Raw genomic sequence first — 17486 nt, 5'->3', positions numbered from 1 at the left:
ATCGATCCTTAAGAGTTCATTCATGCAAGAAAGCGAACCACATGCTGGAGGGGATGAGTTGATTAAATTCCCGGCCCAATCATGGCGCAGCAGCATCTTCGCACGACTGGTCGTAACCTATCTGATCTTTGTTCTTCCACTGATTCTCTTGGGGATATATCTGTACAACTGGAGTTACGACAATGCCAGCCAGGAAATATCGTCTTCAACGGAAAGAAGGCTTGATCGTTATCTCGAAGAATTGAACCGGGAAATCGAATGGATGGAGCTGCAGCAGTTTGACATTGTGGAGGACAGGAAGCTAAACAGGCTTGCCGTACTATGGGAGATGATGGATCAGGTAGATCGCCGCGAGACATTGAACTACCTGTCCGATCGGCTTGCGACGTTTAAGAACAGCAGTGTCTACATTAAAAACGTTCATGTGCATATTCGCACGATTGGCAAAAGCATCTCCGCCACGCATGGAATTGACGATTACAACAGAGATTCCTATGAATACTTCAGCTCAGGCAAGGAGGGAAAGGGAACTCGTTTCATGGTGAAAGAGGGTGTAATGAACCTGAGTGCCGTGCGGCTGACCGGCAAAAAGGGAGAGGCTCCGCTGTTCGTGGTTCAGGTCGAACTGGATACGGATCAATTTCAACATGCGCTGACCCAGCTTAATTTGTACCCTGATAGCGGTTCCTTCCTGCTGGAGGAAAAAACGGGACAGATCATCACCGACCTTTCGCAGCGTGATTTTATCCTTTCTGATTATCGTGAACAGATTGTCAATGGCGAACATGGTGCATTTCAGGTGAAGGTAGATGGCACAAGTTATTATGTCAGCCAGAGCCGTATGGAACCGCTGGGCTTGTCGATCGTAACGTACTTGCCGGAGAAAAGTGTAAAAAGACCACTTACCAAGTTCTATCATTGGGCCTGGTTGTTTGCAATTACATCATTTGTTGCCATTTCGGTCTTCTTATATTCAAGTTATAAGCTCATCCACATTCCTCTGTTTTTGCTCGTCAAGAGGTTCAAAAAAATGGAAACCGGCGTACTGGATATCCCTATCGTGCACAAGCGGAAGGATGAGTTCGGTTTCCTGTATACCCGGTTTAATCAGATGCTTGAGAAGCTTCAGCTGCTTATTGATCGGGATTTCAAACAAACGATGATGATGCAGCGCGCTGAATTGAAGCAGCTCCAATCTCAGATCAATCCCCATTTTTTATATAATAGTTTCTTTATTCTCAATTCACTTGCAAGAACAGGGGATACGGAGCGGATTGAACAATTCACCAACATGCTTGGCGAATATTTCAGGTTTATTTCCCGGAACGAAACCGATCAGATCAGGCTGGAAGAAGAAGCGGCCCATTCGCGTACATATACCGAAATTCAAAAGCTGCGCTTCTCCAGACGCATACACGCAGACTTCGGAGATTTGCCAGCATCGATGGAACACATTCGTGTCCCCCGATTAATCATACAGCCCATCATTGAGAATGCTTATGAACACAGTCTGGAAAAAATGACCGCTCAGGGCATGCTTCGAGTCCGGTTTGGCATGACGGAGCAGATCGCAGAGATTACGGTGGAGGACAATGGGCATGAATTGGAGGACGGTCAAATCGCTGCGCTTCAACAACGTTTGCATGAAAAAAGTGACACGGAGGAAATGACCGGATTAATGAATATTCATCGTCGGCTGATGCTGACCTATGGGGAAGATAGCGGCTTGTTTTTGACGAGAAGTGAACTGTCGGGATTAAAGGTCACAATCCGAATTCATATAGAAGGAAGGGAAGACGGATGTATCGACTTTTGATTGTGGATGATGAGGAAATCATTACGGATGCTCTTTATGAAACATTTGCAAGATATATGCCGGACCGTCTGGATGTATACAAGGCTTATTCTGCGAGTGAGGCATTGGCCTGGATGGAACGCTCAAGAATTGATATCGTTTTGACAGATATTCGCATGCCGGGTATGAATGGTCTTGAGCTGACAGAGCAGGTTCAGGTCTATTGGTCACACTGCCGTGTTATTTTTCTGACAGGTTACAGTGACTTTAACTATGCTTACAAGGCTTTTCAGATGCCCAATGTCCGTTACTTGCTCAAAACGGAAGGGTATGACAAGGTTATGGCTGTAGTGGAGGAAGTGATGGAAGAGATTCGGCAGAGTCACGACATGCATGAGCTGCTGGAGAAATCATCTGAGATCACTTGCAAGTTGGCGCTCCTTCAACAGGAAGAGTTTCTGCGGAATCAGCTTCAGAACGGCACTGCATATACGGATTCCACTTTTGAGATTCAGAAAGAATTAGATCGCTGGGAGCTTGGTCTGCATGCTTCTTCTTCTGTATATGTCGTACTGGGCCGGTTCCATTCCAAGGATAAACATACCCATTTGGAACGCGCACAGATTCAGGCACAGACGCAATTAATTGTTTCCTCGTTGTTGGAGGAGCACATAGTTCACGTTAGCGTGCCGGATCATTACGGGGATATGGTATGGCTCATTCAACCCCGGTCGGATACAGAGCCAGGCAGTTCTTTTGTCCGATATCTGGAGGGAACATTGGAATTGATCCAGGAAGCATGTATGACTTCACTTGGCATATCCGTGGCTTTTGCGTTGGGCGGGAAGAGCTGTCAGTGGTCAGAGATTCCCCGGCAATATGAGCGGTTGAGGCAGCTTCACTGGATGAAGATTGGAGATGGCATATCCATGGTGCTTAAAGATTATGATGATGTTCTTTCCAATCAGGGCCAGAGGGAGTTTACACGGGTCAGTAACCGAATTGAAGTGATGTCAGGGTATTTGGAAACAGGGCGAATCCAGCAATTTTATGAAGTGTTTGAGGAATTGGTCAATGAACTGATTCAACAGGATGTGAATCTGGAACGAACCATGGAAACCTACTATAATCTTGCGCTGCATCTGTATTCAGTCATCAATCGATGGGGTTTGAATCAGGATATACCGGATCAACGCAGACTGCTGCATCTCAACGAGTATACGTGTATGAAAGATGCCGTGCAGTTTTTGTATCAGGCAGCCGACCAACTGGTGCGCTTCAAAAGTTCGAATGAACAGGAACGGGCAAATGCCGTAATTCATTCGCTCTGTACTTACATCACCGAGCATCTGGAAGAAGACCTTTCTCTTGTAAGGCTGGCCGAGCTTTATCATTTCAATCCATCGTACCTGTCACGTTTCTTCAAACAGGAGATGGGAATCAACCTTTCCGAATTTATTGACGAGCTGCGAATCCGCAGGGCAAAGGATCTGCTTCGGAATGCCGATCTCATGGTTCGTGAGGTTGCTCTCCAGGTTGGCTATGAGGCAGCTCATTCCTTCACCCGCTTTTTCAAAAAGGTGACAGGCATGACTCCCCAGGAATTCAGGGAATCTTTGATGGTCCGTTAATTGGAAAGATAACGAAGCAAAATAAGGTCACAGGCTCGAATGTCCTGTGACCTTATTTCGCTATTGGTTTAACGGCTCGCCCAAGGAAGGTTAATCTCTAGCTTTATGCGGTGAACGCTTTTTGTTTTCGATAGGCATTGGGACTTACGCCTGTGGTTGCCCTAAATTTTTTATAAAACCAGTCTGTATCTGTATACCCTACCTCTGCTGCAATTTCATAAATCCGCAAGTCGGTGGACTTCAGCAGAAATTTGGCTCTTTCCATTCGTTGCTGAAGCAAATAATCATTGAAGGACATGTTTTCTTCCATTTTGAATTTTTGCCCAAGGTATGCGCAGTTAAAATGAACCATATCGGCAATTTTCTTCAATGTGATATCCCCATTCAGATGATCGAGGACATAAGCTTTGATGATCTTAATCACCTGGGTGGAATGGACCTGCTGACCCTCAAGTTGAATGAGTGATCTGAATGAGGGCAGATTTCGTTTTGGTCTATCAGGTTCAAGCCGGGACTGGAGTCTGTTGAGACTATGAAGGAGGGAAGAGCCATTGAACCTGCCGGGTAGATAATCGCTTACTTGATAGGCTAGTGCTTTGCGGACAAGCTGAAAATGATCATTGCCTCCCATGATCAGAATGGGAATCTGGCTCCTCTTTCGAATGTGATGACATACCCACAAACCTGCAGCAGTACATCCTCCGGTGCTTATGAGCACTACTGTAAACTCCCTCTCAGACAATGCCGATAAAGCACACTGGGCAGAAACGACTCGTTTTCCAATGGTATATTCAGATTTGCTGCGGTGCAGCAGCTTTTGCATTTCCCCGAATACACAGCGACTGAAATCCACAAGCAGGATGTTATGCATGAAGCAATCTCTCCCTCTCAATTGATATAAACCGAATCAGGTCCTCTTCATATCCGGATAACAGATGTCTTAATTTCATTATGAGAAGAAAAGAAAGCGCATACAATGTGCATTTATTTGTAGAGGGAGCATTTATTTACCACTTAACTACGTAAATGCTCTAATCTGCATTCAATTTGCCAAAACCTATAGTTTGCCAGGGTAAACACCTGTAATTACACATGTTGTTTGCGTTTTCATTTAAACGCTACACTTTGATGGCAAACGATAAAACCACATTCAGGGGGGACAACGAATGAGAAAAAGCATGTTCATGCTAACGAGTTTGATCCTTGCAGTCATGCTGTTGTTGAGTGCATGCAGCTCCGGCTCCAGCGCTCAAACAGAGCCAGAAACAAAGGCACCGCAGGAAGAGCAGGCAACCAATGAAACAGAACCAAAGAATGAGAAATCCACCCCAGAGATGGAGTTTGACATGGGGGGAAGAACCATCAAGGTGGTTGCTTGGTGGGATATGGAAATGACTGATAGCAACCCGGATAACATTCAGCGAATCGAGAACCTGGAGGCACTGAAAAAGAAGCATAACTTTGACATCGAATACATTTCGATTGATTTTGGTGAGTATCAGGAGAAGGTCGTGGCTTCCTTGATGGCAGGTGAACCGCTGGGCGACATTGTGCGGCTGGGCAAAGACTATGCCATCCCGGCACTGACCAAGCAGGACCTGTTATGGCCCATTGATGAATACACCAAGAATGATCAGGTATTCAATCAGAAAACGACGAACGAATACTTTCAGTATGAAGGCAGAGGTTATGGTTTCACCGAAGATCAATCTTCATTTATCAGTGGGATCTTTTACAACCGGACACTCATGCAGGAGCTTGGCATGAAGCCATTACAGGAATACGTGGACGCAGATCAATGGAACTGGGATACGTTTATTGAAGTAGCCAAACAAGCAAACAAGGACCGCAACAACGATGGAAAGCTCGACACATGGGGATTGGCTCAAACGGGACTGCTTGAGCCTGTCCTCTATTCCAACGAAGCGTCTCTGACCAAGGATGACAAACAAAATCTGGAGGACCCAAAAACAAAAGAAGCACTGAGTTTTCTTTCCAAATTGGCGACAGAGAAGATAGGAAGACCTACGGAGGGCGGGGATTGGACGGAACCAGCGACCTTTTTCCGTCAGGGGAATACGCTCATGTACTCGGGAGCCATGTATGAAATTGAAGGCATTCGAACAGATATGAAGGACTACGACATCGGTTTTGTTCCTTTCCCAAAAGGACCAAGTGCTACAGCATACCATTCCGGGGAATCGCGTTATCAGGCACTGACGATTCCTAAGGCAGTAGAGCATCCGGAACAGCTGATGTATATCTGGGAAAAAATCAATGAAATTGAATCCATCTACGATTACCCTAGCCAGTCCACCCTGGAGACTCATCTGACGGATGAGGCCGATATTGAAAATGCCAAGACCGTTGCCGAGGGTATGCTTGTGCTGGACCACAATACGTTCCCGTCTCTGCCATTCTGGGATTTCAATGGTGAATTGGTCGACGGTGTATCTGTATCTACCGTTATTGAAAAATACAAGGCACCTTTCCAGGCGGCCATCGATGAGGTATACAAATAAACACACTTAGTCTGTTCTCTCGGGACGAAAACGGCCGATGGCTTAGGTCCCGAGAGACCATTTAGTGCATAACCAACTTACTCCACGGCAGAAGGAAGGGGGACGTATTCGAACATGCGGTCACGAAAGAAAAAGGCACTGATCCTGCTGCTGGCCATGGTGATGATCCTCTCATTATGGAGCATTTACCTTACAAGGGATCGTGGTCCCGGCATCGTTCAGGCGCGTGAGGATTTCGAAGCGGTATCCGGTACAGAAGACTCTCGCAGCTATGAGCATTACCTCTCTGTTCATGCTGACGCAGACAAGCCGGAGCAGACCATACGGATTGAGGGAGAGTCATTCACTCAGGCGGTGAACGGGGAGTTCGAGATCGTCAATGCGTATGCCGGTTTGGACGGGAAAGCCGTCATCACTCCGGAATCCGGAACCATCAACTGGGAGGTTCCTGTTCCAGCCAGCGGGTTATACCAGATGCGCATACATTATTATCCTGCTGCAGGCAAAAGCTCAGGGATTGAGCGGCAGTTGGAGCTGAATGGAGAGGTTCCGTTCAGAGGAGCCGATGTACTGTTATTTGACAGGGTATGGGGGAATCGAGATGACCATGCCCGCAGGGATGATCGCGGGAACGACCTTCGGCCACGGCAGGTGGAGCAACCAGCTTGGCAGCTGGCCTCTTTTAAGGACAGTGCGGGTTACTTCGAAGAACCATATCAATTTTATTTTGAAAAGGGAAAACAGAAACTATCACTGACTTCGCTGCGCGAAAGCATGGCGATCGATTATATCGAGCTGTACCGGGAAGAGAGCATTCCAGCCTACACAGAGCTGCAGGCCGATTATGAAGCAGCAGGTTTGAAGCCGGCTGATCCTGTCTCGATCAAAGTACAGGGAGAGGAGGCAGTGAGTAAATCCTCGCCAACCCTTGCCCCCATCTCGGATCGCTCAAGCCCGTCTCTGGAACCGTATGATGTATCCAAAATCCGTGTTAACGCCATTGGGGGCATCAACTGGAAGCTTCCTGGTGAATGGATCGAATGGGATGTGGATGTACCGGAAGACGGCCTGTACCAAATTGGGCTCAAAGTAAAGCAGGATCAGCTGCGCGGCGTCTATGCCACACGTAGTCTGACGATCGATGGCAAAATTCCTTTTGAAGAAATGAAGCGTATTCGATTCAACTACAGCCCGGATTGGCAGACACAGGTGCTGGGCACAAGTGAGAGTGAGCCTTACCTGTTTCATTTGGAGAAAGGAACTCACCGCTTGCGTATGACCGTTACGCTGGGGGATATCGCTCCACTGCTGCGTACAGTGGAATCAAGCGTGCTGGAGTTGAACGAGATGTATCGCAAAATTCTGATGATTACCTCCAATAAACCGGACCCCATGAGGGATTATCAGCTGGAAACACGCATTCCAGAGATGGTTGAGGTATTCAAACGGCAGGCAGACATTCTTCGATCGGTTGCTGACTATCTGGAGAAGGCGACAGGTGAGCAGAGCGATAAGGTCGCCATTCTCCATGCCATGGTGATTCAGTTAGAGGACATGGCGGCAAGACCGGAAACTGTGCCCAAGCGTCTGGACACCTTTAAGATCAATGTAGGCGGGTTAGGGACCTGGATTCTTTCCGTCCGTGAGCAGCCGATCTCACTGGATTACGTCCTGGTATCCTCACCGGATCAGAAGATGCCGAAGGCAGAGGCGACGATGCTGCAGCAGATGAAACATGAAATGGGCGCTTATATCGCTTCGTATACGGAGGATTATGACAGCATCGGAAATGTTGAACAGAATAAGGATTCCATTACGGTGTGGATTACAACAGGACGCGATCAGGCGCAGGTTCTGAAAGGTCTGATTGATGATTCCTTTACACCGGAAACCGATATATCCGTTCAATTGCGCCTCGTTCCACCTAATATTTTGCTGCCTGCGACGCTTGCCGGGGAAGGACCGGACGTTGCCATGCAAATGGGCGAAGATATCCCGGTGAATTACGCCATGCGGAATGCAGCGGCGGATCTGAGTACATTTCCGGATTTTGAACAGGTTGCGAGCCGATTTCGCGCAAGTGGATTGACGCCATACCAATTCAACAACGGAGTGTATGCACTTCCGGAGCAGCAGCATTTTCCAATGTTGTTTTATCGAAAGGATATTCTGAAGGAGCTTGGCCTGGAGCCGCCAAAAACGTGGCAGGATGTGTATAATGCCATTTCGGTGCTGCAAAAGCACAACATGGAGTTCTACCTGCCCATTGAGGATACGACGAACAATGCCAACATGGTACCCAACGCAACCTTTGCCATGCTGCTCTATCAGAACGATGGCGAATTTTATTCCGCAGATCAGAAGGAAAGCGCGCTCAATTCGGAGATTTCCATGGACGCATTCAAGCGTTGGACGCAATTTTATACTAATTATAAGTTCCCTCTGAAAGCTGATTTTCCAAACCGTTTCCGTACCGGGGAGATGCCGATTGGTATTGCGGATTACACCACCTACAACATGCTGACGGTCATGGCACCGGAAATTCGCAACCTTTGGGATTTCACGATCGTTCCTGGCACGCAGCTGGAGGACGGGACTATAAGGCATGAGGTGGCAAGTGCCACAAGTGCGGTCATGATGCTGGAGAACGCCAAGAACCGGGAAGCTGCCTGGAAGTTCATGAAGTGGTGGACCGACAAGCAGACTCAGATCGAATATGGCAGAGAGATGGAAGGGCTGATGGGAGCAGCTGCGCGTTATCCGACTGCCAATATTGAAGCGCTGGAGCAGCTGCCATGGCCAGTTAAGGATTATCAAAATCTCAAGAAACAGTGGGAGTGGGTAGAGGGCATTCCTCAGGTTCCCGGCGGATACTTTACGGGCCGACATCTGGACAACGCATTCCGCAAAGTGGTCAATGCCAATGAGAATCCGCGTGAAGCCTTGGCTGATTATGTCCTGTACATTGATGATGAAATCGAGCTCAAGCGAAAGGAATTCAATTTGAAGTAGAGAGAAGGGAGGGTAACGGTTGCACGCAGAAACCACCAAGTCATCCACTGCTCCTGCCATCACCACAAGGCAGAGCAGCTGGTGGTCCCTTTTGAAAAGGGATTTATACCGAAGCAGGCACTATTATGTGCTGATGGCACCGTTTATGCTGATCTTTTTCCTGTTTACTGTCATTCCGGTGGGCATCTCGCTGGGGCTCAGCTTTTTTCACTTCAATATGCTGGAGCTGCCCCGATTTGTCGGCTGGCAAAATTATTCACGGCTGTTTTTGAACGATGATGTTTTTTTGATTGCCCTTAAAAATACGCTGCTGTTTGCCGTGATTACGGGACCTGTCAGCTATATTGCCTGTTTTTTGTTTGCCTGGATTATCAATGAGCTGTCACCCAAAATCCGTGCAATTATGACACTTGTTTTTTATGCCCCTTCCATTTCGGGAAACGTTTTTTTTATCTGGCTAATCGTGTTCTCGGGAGACAGCTACGGATACATGAACGGTTTCCTGATGCGTCTCGGCGTTATCCTCGAACCGATTCAATGGCTGTCGAATGAGAAATATGTGCTGGCCATTGTCATCATTGTACAGCTGTGGCTCAGTCTCGGCACGAGCTTCCTTGCCTTTATTGCCGGGCTTCAGACGATCGATCGGTCCCTGGTGGAAGCGGGAACGGTGGACGGTATCAAAAATCGGTGGCAGGAGCTTTGGTATATTACGCTGCCTTCCATGAGACCCCAGTTGATGTTTGGTGCGGTCATGCAGATTACAGCTTCATTTGCCGTGGCCGAAATCTCCATTGCACTGGCTGGTTTCCCAAGCGTTAACTATGCAGCACATACCGTTGTAACCCATTTGATGGACTTTGGAACGATTCGGTTCGAGATGGGCTATGCGTCGGCGATAGCGACCGTTTTGTTCGCCCTCATGCTGGGAACGAACGTGCTGACACAAAAAATGCTTAGAAAGATAGGTGAATGACAATGACCAGCAAGGTACGTGCCGTTTTCGGCATGCCGAGAAGACTCAACCGGTCATTTACCGTCAGTCTGATGCTGTTTGTACTGCTGGGTCTGTTCGGCTCATTTATGGTATTGCCGCTGATCTATACGGTCAACAATGCCTTTAAACCTCTGGATGAGCTGTTTATTTTTCCGCCGCGATTCTGGGTGAACAATCCGACGATGGAAAATTTCGCGGATCTGATCAATCTGATGGGCAACTCCTGGGTTCCTTTATCCAGATACATTGCCAATACGCTGTTAATTACGCTGCTGGGAACGGCAGGTCATATCCTTCTCGCTTCCGCAGCAGCTTATCCGTTGGCGAAATACCGATTTCCCGGTTCAAATGTACTGTTTACGATCGTGATCCTGTCGCTGATGTTCTCACCACACGTCACGGCAATTCCAAACTACATGGTGATGTCCTGGCTTGGATGGATCAACACCCATGCGTCCATCATTGTGCCTTCTCTCGCATTCTCTCTAGGTCTGTTCCTGATGAAGCAGTTCATGGAGCAGATTCCGGATGCGCTGCTGGAGGCAGCCAAAATCGACGGGGCGAACGAATACCGTATATTCTGGAGCATCGTCATGCCTAACGTGAAGCCCGCTTGGCTCACGCTTATGATTTTACAATTTCCAGCATTATGGGGAACAGACGGCGGAAGCTTCATTTACAGTGAAAACCTGAAAACGCTGCATTATGCGCTCAGTCAGATTACTCAGGGTGGTATCGCCCGGGCAGGTGTCGGTGCTGCGGTAGCACTGCTGCTCATGATTGTACCGATTACCCTGTTTATCATCTCCCAGAGCAGTGTTATGCAGACGATGGCAACTTCCGGGATGAAAGAGTAGAAGGGGGGCAGCAACATATTGAACAGCGTGTGGAAAAAATGCGGATGGCTCACCCTGGGCCTTGCCTGCCTCCTGGGCTTGGGAAGCGCAGCGTCAACGGCTTTCGCCGATGGTCAGACGAGTGCGTACAATTATTCCTACTGGGGAGATGCGGTTCGTTCTCCTGCTGCATATGAGGCGACAGGAATTGTTACGGGCAAGGAACTGGATATTGGTATGTTCAAAGAACCGAACGATATGCACGTCACTGCTGATCAGCGGGTGTATGTGCTGGATTCCGGCAACAGCCGTATTGTCGAGCTGAATCAAGAGATGAAGCTGACAAGGGTTATCGATTCTTTTGATCATGATGGAACGAAAGACAAGTTCAAACTTCCACAGGGATTATACGTATCGGACAACGGGCAGCTGCTCATAGCGGATACGGGTAACCAGCGGGTAGTGCATCTGGATAAGCAAGGTCAACTGATCAAAATGGTGGAACAGCCACAATCCGAGCTGCTGAAGCCAGACTTTCAGTTCAAACCACTGCGGGTGGTTATGGACAAAGGCGAGCGGATCTATGTCATGGCTGAAGGTGTCTTCGATGGCTTTATGGAGTTTAATTCCGATGGAACTTTTGCTTCCTTCATTGGAGCCAACAGAGTCCAGGTTGACCCGGTGGAGTACTTGTGGAAACAGTTTGCAACTCGTCAGCAGCGCAGCCAGATGGTCATGTTCACACCAACCGAGTTCACCAATATGGACATGGACGGAGAGGGCTTCATTTATGCAACGAGTGGAGACAAGACCGGATTACCGATCAAAAAACTGAATGCACAGGGCTTGGACATTCTGAGAAGGGAAGGATATTATCCACCTCAGGGTGATTTGCTGTACAGCAATGAGAAGGGGCCTTCACGTCTCATTGATGTCGACGTTGGAGACAGCGATATGTATTCCGTGCTGGATGCCAATATGGGACGGATCTTCACCTATAACGGGGACGGATATTTGCTACACATGTTCGGAGGTATCGGAAATCGGCTTGGACAATTCAACACTCCTATTTCTTTGGAACGTGTGGGGGATCGCATGCTTGTCCTGGACAAAGCGCTCGGGGAAATCACCGTATTCCAAACCACTGAATACGGACGTACGCTTCATGAAGCTGTACGCAGTTATTTCAATGGAGACGAAGAGGGTTCTGCCGCGAACTTTGCCAAAGCCGCAGATATGAATGCCAATCTTGAATATGCCTACGCAGGTATCGGAAAAGCGCTGTTGCGTCAGAAGGAGTATGCGCAATCCACGCAATACTTTAAGCGAAGCATGGAGAGAGAAGGGTATTCCAAAGCGTTTCTCCTGTATCGAAAAGAACTGCTCCGCGAGCATTTTTCATGGATCATGTCCGGACTGTTATTGGTCGTTATCGTGCTAGTGATCACGTTCCTAGTCCGCAGGCAGAGAAGGGGGAGCACACATGCAAGCATCAAGTAAACAGCTGATCCAATATCCGCTCCATCTCATTTTCCATCCATTTGACGGATATTGGGAGCTGAAATATGAACGAAATCAGAGAACAACGCTGATGATCGCATGGATCATTCTTGCTGTACTCATGGTGACAACGATTCTCCAGTCCCAATACAGCGGTTTTCTGGTGAACTTCAACAATCCGAAACGACTGAACAGTCTGATGGAAATGGTGTACGTCATTGTCCCGGTGCTGTTCTGGTGCACAGCAAACTGGTCGTTGACTACACTTATGGACGGTGAAGGCAAATTTTCTGAAATCTTCATGTCCACCTGTTTCGCATTGGTTCCGCTGATTTTGATACAGTTTCCATGGATTTGGCTCAGTCTGATCATTTCCAGTCAGGAAACCGCCTTTTATTATTTCTTTAACATGGCTGCTACGGCCTGGACGGTATATCTGTTATTTGTCGGCAATATGACGGTGCATCAATACTCACCCGCCAAAACAGTGCTGACCATGCTTTTGACGCTGGTTGCCATGGCATTCATGGCCTTTCTCTGCCTGCTGTTCTTCAGTCTGGTGCAGCAGATTGTGTCCTTTGCAGCCACCATCTATCAGGAACTTGTACTTCGGGGCTAAGGAAGGAGAATGGAGATGAACTATGACGTGGTCAAAAAAATGATCGTAATCCTGCTCGTATTCGGCCTGTTTCTTAGCGGATGTCAGTCTGGTTCTGCGCCTGTAACCAGGATGTCAGCGAATGCAGATGAGCAAGCGGAAGTGCCTGTGCTGCCACCTGGAGAGAAGTTGGTATCGTCTTTCAGGGATGACCGTCTCCCGGATATGCTCGGGCTCGTTCAGAATGATCAGCTGCAGCTGCTCATTCAGGAGGATACCGCCGAAATTGCGATAGTTCACAAGCGGAGCGGGCAGGTCTGGCGCAGCAATCCCGAGGAGCGGAATCTGGATGCGCTCGCTGCAGGAATTAATAAGGACCTGCTGTCGGCGCAGGCCAAACTCACCTTTTACAACAGCTTGGGACAGAGCAGCTCGGTCAATTCCTATACCGATAGTGTAGCTCATCAACAGATAAGCTACGAATTGTTGCCAAACGGCGTTCGAGTGAATTACCAGTTTGGAAGCGATGAGAGTTCGATTGATGATCTGCCTGTAAAGATCAGCAAAGAGCGATTCGAGCAGAAGCTGCTTGCTTCGCTCGACAAGGCCGGGCAGCGGGCTTTGAAGATTGGATATGCGCAAGATAAGGGAGAGGACGTCTACGTAAGGAATGACAAAGCGCTGCAAGGGCTTCAGCTGACGCGTGCCCTGAAGGCTTTTGAAACAGCCGGATACACCTCTGAGGACCTTGAACTGGACAATGCCGAGCATGGCATAGAACAGGAGAAGAGCGGCCCCCGCATGTTTATGGTTTCCATCGAATACGAGCTGGACGGGGAATCATTGGTTGTACGTGTTCCAGCAGCAGGCATCCATTTTCCTGAGCAATACCCGATTAACAGCATTTCTGTACTGGATTACTTTGGGGCAGGTACAGCGGAACAGGAAGGATCTCTGTTTGTTCCTGACGGTTCAGGAGCGCTCATTCATTTCAATAATGGAAAAGTTCAATACCCTTCCTATCAGCAGGACATTTATGGACCGGATCTAACCATGAAGCTTCGGGAAGTGGATTCTTCCGAGGAAAGAGCCAGGCTGCCGGTATTCGGTCTCATTCGCGAGGGCGGCGCATTTCTTGGCATCATTGAAGAGGGTGCAGCAGCAGCCGTTGTAAATGCCGATATCAGCGGAAAGCTGAATAGCTACAACAATGTGTATCCAAGCTTTTACGTTGTAAACAAGAGTGATGTAACTCTTCAGGCCAGCGACATGGTACGCACACTTCCCAAGTTCCAGAAGAAGCCGACCGCATCCGATTTTGTCGTTCGTTATGCTTTTGCTGGGGCAGAGAAAGCCTCTTATTCCGGTCTGGCTTCCTTATATCGTGACTATTTAACCCAGACGAACGGTCTTCCAGCGAAGCAAACGACTGAGGCTGATAAAGACATTCCATTTTACTTGAAGCTTATCGGCGGAATGACGACCAAGAAACATATGCTGGGCATACCTTACGACTCCACTGAAGGCTTGACCACCTTTGATGAAGCCCGGCATATCTTGTCGACCCTGAAAGGAAAACAAGTGTCCAACATCCAGGTTCGTTATGCAGGTTGGTTCAACGGGGGACTTCAACATCAGGTGCCGGATTCCATCCATGTGGATGGAGCGATTGGAGGAAGAAAAGGCATGCAAGCATTCAGTGAGTATACCCGTGAAGAGGGAATTGGATTTTATCCCGATGTGGCTGTTCTGAATGTACACTCCAAGAAAGGATTCAGTCCTTCCAAGGAGGCTTCACGTACCCTTACGCAGGAACCTGCGCTTCTGTATCCTATGGATCCCGCAAGACTGCGGCGTGACCGGGATCGACTCCCGTCCTATATCCTCTCTCCACATTTGCTGGATGATGTGACTCAAGACATGTTGAAAGCGCTGCAACCTTTTGAGCTAGGTGGACTGTCTCTGCGTGATCTCGCAGAGCAATTGAACAGTGACATGAATCCCAAAAAATTGATGGATCGTACAGGCGCGCAAACCGCGGCCACCGAAACCTTGAAGCAGATTGCACAGCAAGGTATACCCGTTGTCGCTGAAGGAGGGAATGCTTATTCCCTGCCATATGTGACAGGTCTGACGGATGTACCGATGTCCAGCAGCCGCTTCAAATTGGAGGATGAAGAAATTCCGTTTTTCCAACTGGTTACACATGGGGGGATCAGCTATACAGGTGCTGCTTATAATCTGTCTACGTATACCGATGCGAGAGAGTACGTGCTGAAGCTCGTGGAGTACGGCGCAAGTCCTTATTTCACTTGGTTTAACGCACCGAATCATGTCGTTAAGGAAACGGATTATGACTATCTGTATGCTGCACATTATGAACAATGGATGGATCTGGCAGCCGAAATGTATGAAGAGGTCAATCTGGCCATTCGTGCATTTGCAGGATCTCACATGGTATCCCATGAGAAGCTTGCTGAAGGCGTGTTCCAGACGACCTACGAAAACGGCGGGTTTGCGATAGTGAATTATAACGACTTCCCGGTACAGGCAGCAGGCCAGACCGTGGAAGCCAAAAGTTATGTGACAGGTGGTGAGCAACTCTGAAAGCGCTATTGAGAGGGAAGTGGGGACGACGGACCTATGCCCAGCAGAAGGCTGCCTGGGGAGTCATCTACGTGCTTCCTTGGCTCATCGGGTTTGTACTGTTCTTCTTTGTTCCATTGCTGGCTTCTCTTCGTTACAGCATGAGCACCATCCAGGCAAACGCGGAGGGCATATCCATTCAGTTCACGGGTCTTGCCAACTACGTCCAGGCATTGACGGTAAATACCAGCTTCAACCGGGCACTCATTGAATCCATAACGGATGTAGTAGTCAATGTGCCGTTAATCGTTATTTTCAGTTTGTTTCTGGCTGTGATTCTCAATCAGAAGTTCCCGGGTCGGGCGATCGCGCGGTCCATCTTTTTCCTTCCGGTTATTCTGGCATCGGGGGTCATTATGTCATTGGAAAGCACTAGCCTGATCGAGGCTGTAAATCAGAACAGTACTGGCGGCAGTGCCTTGGGTACGTTTGAGCTGGAAAACCTGATGCTGGACGCCGGGCTGAGTGAGTGGGTTGTGACGTATTTGAGTGGGGCTGTAGACCGCATTTATCAGATCGTTAGTCAGTCGGGTGTCCAGATTCTAATCTTCCTGGCTGGCATCCAGACCATATCTCCCCAACTGTATGAGGCATCGAAAATGGAAGGTGCTACGGGATATGAAGCCTTCTGGAAAATTACATTTCCGATGGTCAGCCCGCTTATTTTTGTCAACGTCATCTATGCCATTGTGGATTCGTTTGCCAACAATGCCATGACAACGCTTATTCGGGACACGGGTTTTGTGAAATTTGATTTTGGATTAAGTTCAGCCATGGCGTGGGTGTATTTCGTGGCCATTGCCATCATATTGGTGCTCGTATCCCTCATTTTCTCCAAACGTGTCTTCTATCAAGATTAGAAAGGGGGTTGTTCGGATGATAATGTCCAGACTGTTTTCACTTGAGCAGTGGAAAAGCTGGCTCTGGTCCATCGTGCGATTCACACTGATTGCCGGGCTATCCTTCGTGATTCTGTTTCCCATATTTCAGAAAATATCAACGTCCATCAAGGATAAGAGTGATTTGTATTCAGCCGTTGTGGTCTGGATTCCACAGAATTTCTCCTTCGATAATTTCCGGGAGGCTATTCGTGTCATGGATTACTGGGCAACGCTGCTCAATACGTTTGCGTTATCCGCAACCACGACCATCTTGACAACGCTTTCCTGTGCACTCGCTGGATACGGTTTTGCCCGTTTGAAATTTAAAGGCAGCAACCTGTTATTTGCCGGGGTCATCCTAACGATTCTGGTTCCACCCACCACGATTCTCATTCCGGTGTACCTGAATCTAAAGAGCTTCGATCTCATGGGAGCCATGACACTGATTTTTGGCAAACCCATGAATTTGCTGAATACGTACTGGCCGTTTATCCTGACCGCCCTTACAGCGAATTCGCTAAAAGCAGGCTTGTATATCTTCATCTTCCGCCAGTTTTTCAGAGGTATTCCCAAAGAGGTAGAGGAGGCGGCTTACGTCGATGGTGCAGGCATCAGCCGTACATTTGCACGCATTATGCTGCCTAACGCCATTCCGTCGATCGTTACAGTGCTGCTTTTTTCCTTTGTATGGCAGTGGAATGACAGCTTCTATACGACAACATATCTGACATCCAGTAAAGTCATGTCAACCCAGCTTTCTTCCCTTCCTTACAATCTAGCCCAGCAGGTAAGCGATGGAGCATCCAAAGCCGATCCATTCTATCTAAGCATGATTCAGGATACAGGTATTTTGCTGGCGATCTTGCCTTTGATCATCATTTACCTGTTTGTACAGCGTTATTTCGTTGAAAGTGTAGAACGTACCGGAATCGTTGGATGATATATAGTCCAACTAGAGGATATTTACACTGGCACTCCGCTTGACAGAATAACCTTCCGATCGCTGTTATCCCCAGATTTTTTTGATTCCCTTCTCCAAAGGGAAAATCCGGGGATAAAGGCGACCTC

The 17486-nt window shown here is 48.2% G+C and carries 12 protein-coding genes; 11 read left to right on the top strand and 1 reads right to left on the bottom strand.

All coding sequences use genetic code 11. The annotated features are described in order from the left end of the window. Positions 1–22 precede the first annotated feature (22 nt). Both HP552_RS29455 and HP552_RS29450 read left to right on the top strand, forming a co-directional pair. Positions 23–1816 carry a sensor histidine kinase gene (locus HP552_RS29455; protein WP_246311105.1) on the top strand — a complete coding sequence of 598 codons (1794 nt, stop codon included), beginning with the start codon at positions 23–25 and terminating at the stop codon, positions 1814–1816. After that, positions 1801–3426 (top strand): helix-turn-helix domain-containing protein, encoded by a 1626-nt coding sequence (locus HP552_RS29450; protein WP_175398903.1) that lies wholly within the window; start codon positions 1801–1803, stop codon positions 3424–3426. The genes HP552_RS29455 and HP552_RS29450 overlap by 16 nt, the downstream gene beginning before the upstream one ends. Before the next feature lie 103 nt (positions 3427–3529). Here the strand turns inward: HP552_RS29450 and HP552_RS29445 are convergent, their stop codons facing one another. Then, the gene (locus tag HP552_RS29445) at positions 3530–4297 is read right to left on the bottom strand and encodes a helix-turn-helix domain-containing protein (protein ID WP_175398902.1); all 768 of its coding nucleotides are present in this window, start codon (positions 4295–4297) and stop codon (positions 3530–3532) included. A gap of 295 nt (positions 4298–4592) precedes the next feature. Between HP552_RS29445 and HP552_RS29440 the strand changes: the two genes are divergently transcribed. The 9 genes from HP552_RS29440 to HP552_RS29400 all read left to right on the top strand — a co-directional run bounded on the left by HP552_RS29440 (position 4593) and on the right by HP552_RS29400 (position 17358). Continuing rightward, positions 4593–5948, top strand: a complete 1356-nt coding sequence (locus HP552_RS29440) for an extracellular solute-binding protein (RefSeq protein WP_175398901.1) — start codon at positions 4593–4595, stop codon at positions 5946–5948. A 114-nt stretch (positions 5949–6062) separates the two neighbouring features. Next, entirely contained in the window at positions 6063–8960 is a 2898-nt protein-coding gene (locus HP552_RS29435) for an extracellular solute-binding protein (protein WP_175398900.1), read from the top strand. Between the two features lie 58 nt (positions 8961–9018). Further along, positions 9019–9936: a carbohydrate ABC transporter permease gene (locus tag HP552_RS29430; RefSeq protein WP_312884379.1), complete on the top strand. Its 918-nt coding sequence runs from the start codon at positions 9019–9021 to the stop codon at positions 9934–9936. Positions 9937–9938: 2 nt separating this feature from the next. Next, positions 9939–10814: a carbohydrate ABC transporter permease gene (locus tag HP552_RS29425; protein WP_062319293.1), complete on the top strand. Its 876-nt coding sequence runs from the start codon at positions 9939–9941 to the stop codon at positions 10812–10814. A 15-nt stretch (positions 10815–10829) separates the two neighbouring features. After that, entirely contained in the window at positions 10830–12293 is a 1464-nt protein-coding gene (locus HP552_RS29420) for an NHL repeat-containing protein (RefSeq protein WP_175399156.1), read from the top strand. Further along, entirely contained in the window at positions 12277–12912 is a 636-nt protein-coding gene (locus tag HP552_RS29415; protein WP_175398898.1) for a Yip1 family protein, read from the top strand. Before HP552_RS29420 ends, HP552_RS29415 begins: the two co-directional genes overlap by 17 nt. 15 nt (positions 12913–12927) lie before the next feature. Further along, a complete protein-coding gene (locus HP552_RS29410; protein WP_175398897.1) occupies positions 12928–15498 on the top strand; it encodes a DUF5696 domain-containing protein in 2571 nt (856 codons plus the stop codon). Continuing rightward, complete coding sequence (locus HP552_RS29405) at positions 15495–16397, top strand: carbohydrate ABC transporter permease (RefSeq protein ID WP_175399155.1); 903 nt, start codon at positions 15495–15497, stop codon at positions 16395–16397. Before HP552_RS29410 ends, HP552_RS29405 begins: the two co-directional genes overlap by 4 nt. A gap of 16 nt (positions 16398–16413) precedes the next feature. Continuing rightward, positions 16414–17358 carry a carbohydrate ABC transporter permease gene (locus tag HP552_RS29400; RefSeq protein WP_175398896.1) on the top strand — a complete coding sequence of 315 codons (945 nt, stop codon included), beginning with the start codon at positions 16414–16416 and terminating at the stop codon, positions 17356–17358. The last annotated feature ends 128 nt before the right edge of the window (positions 17359–17486 follow it).

It is taken from the genome of Paenibacillus xylanilyticus, assembly GCF_013359935.1.
GTDB classification, from domain to species: domain Bacteria; phylum Bacillota; class Bacilli; order Paenibacillales; family Paenibacillaceae; genus Paenibacillus; species Paenibacillus xylanilyticus.
The sequence above is the reverse complement of the archived record's forward strand: the minus strand, read 5'-3'. Positions and strand labels throughout refer to the sequence as shown.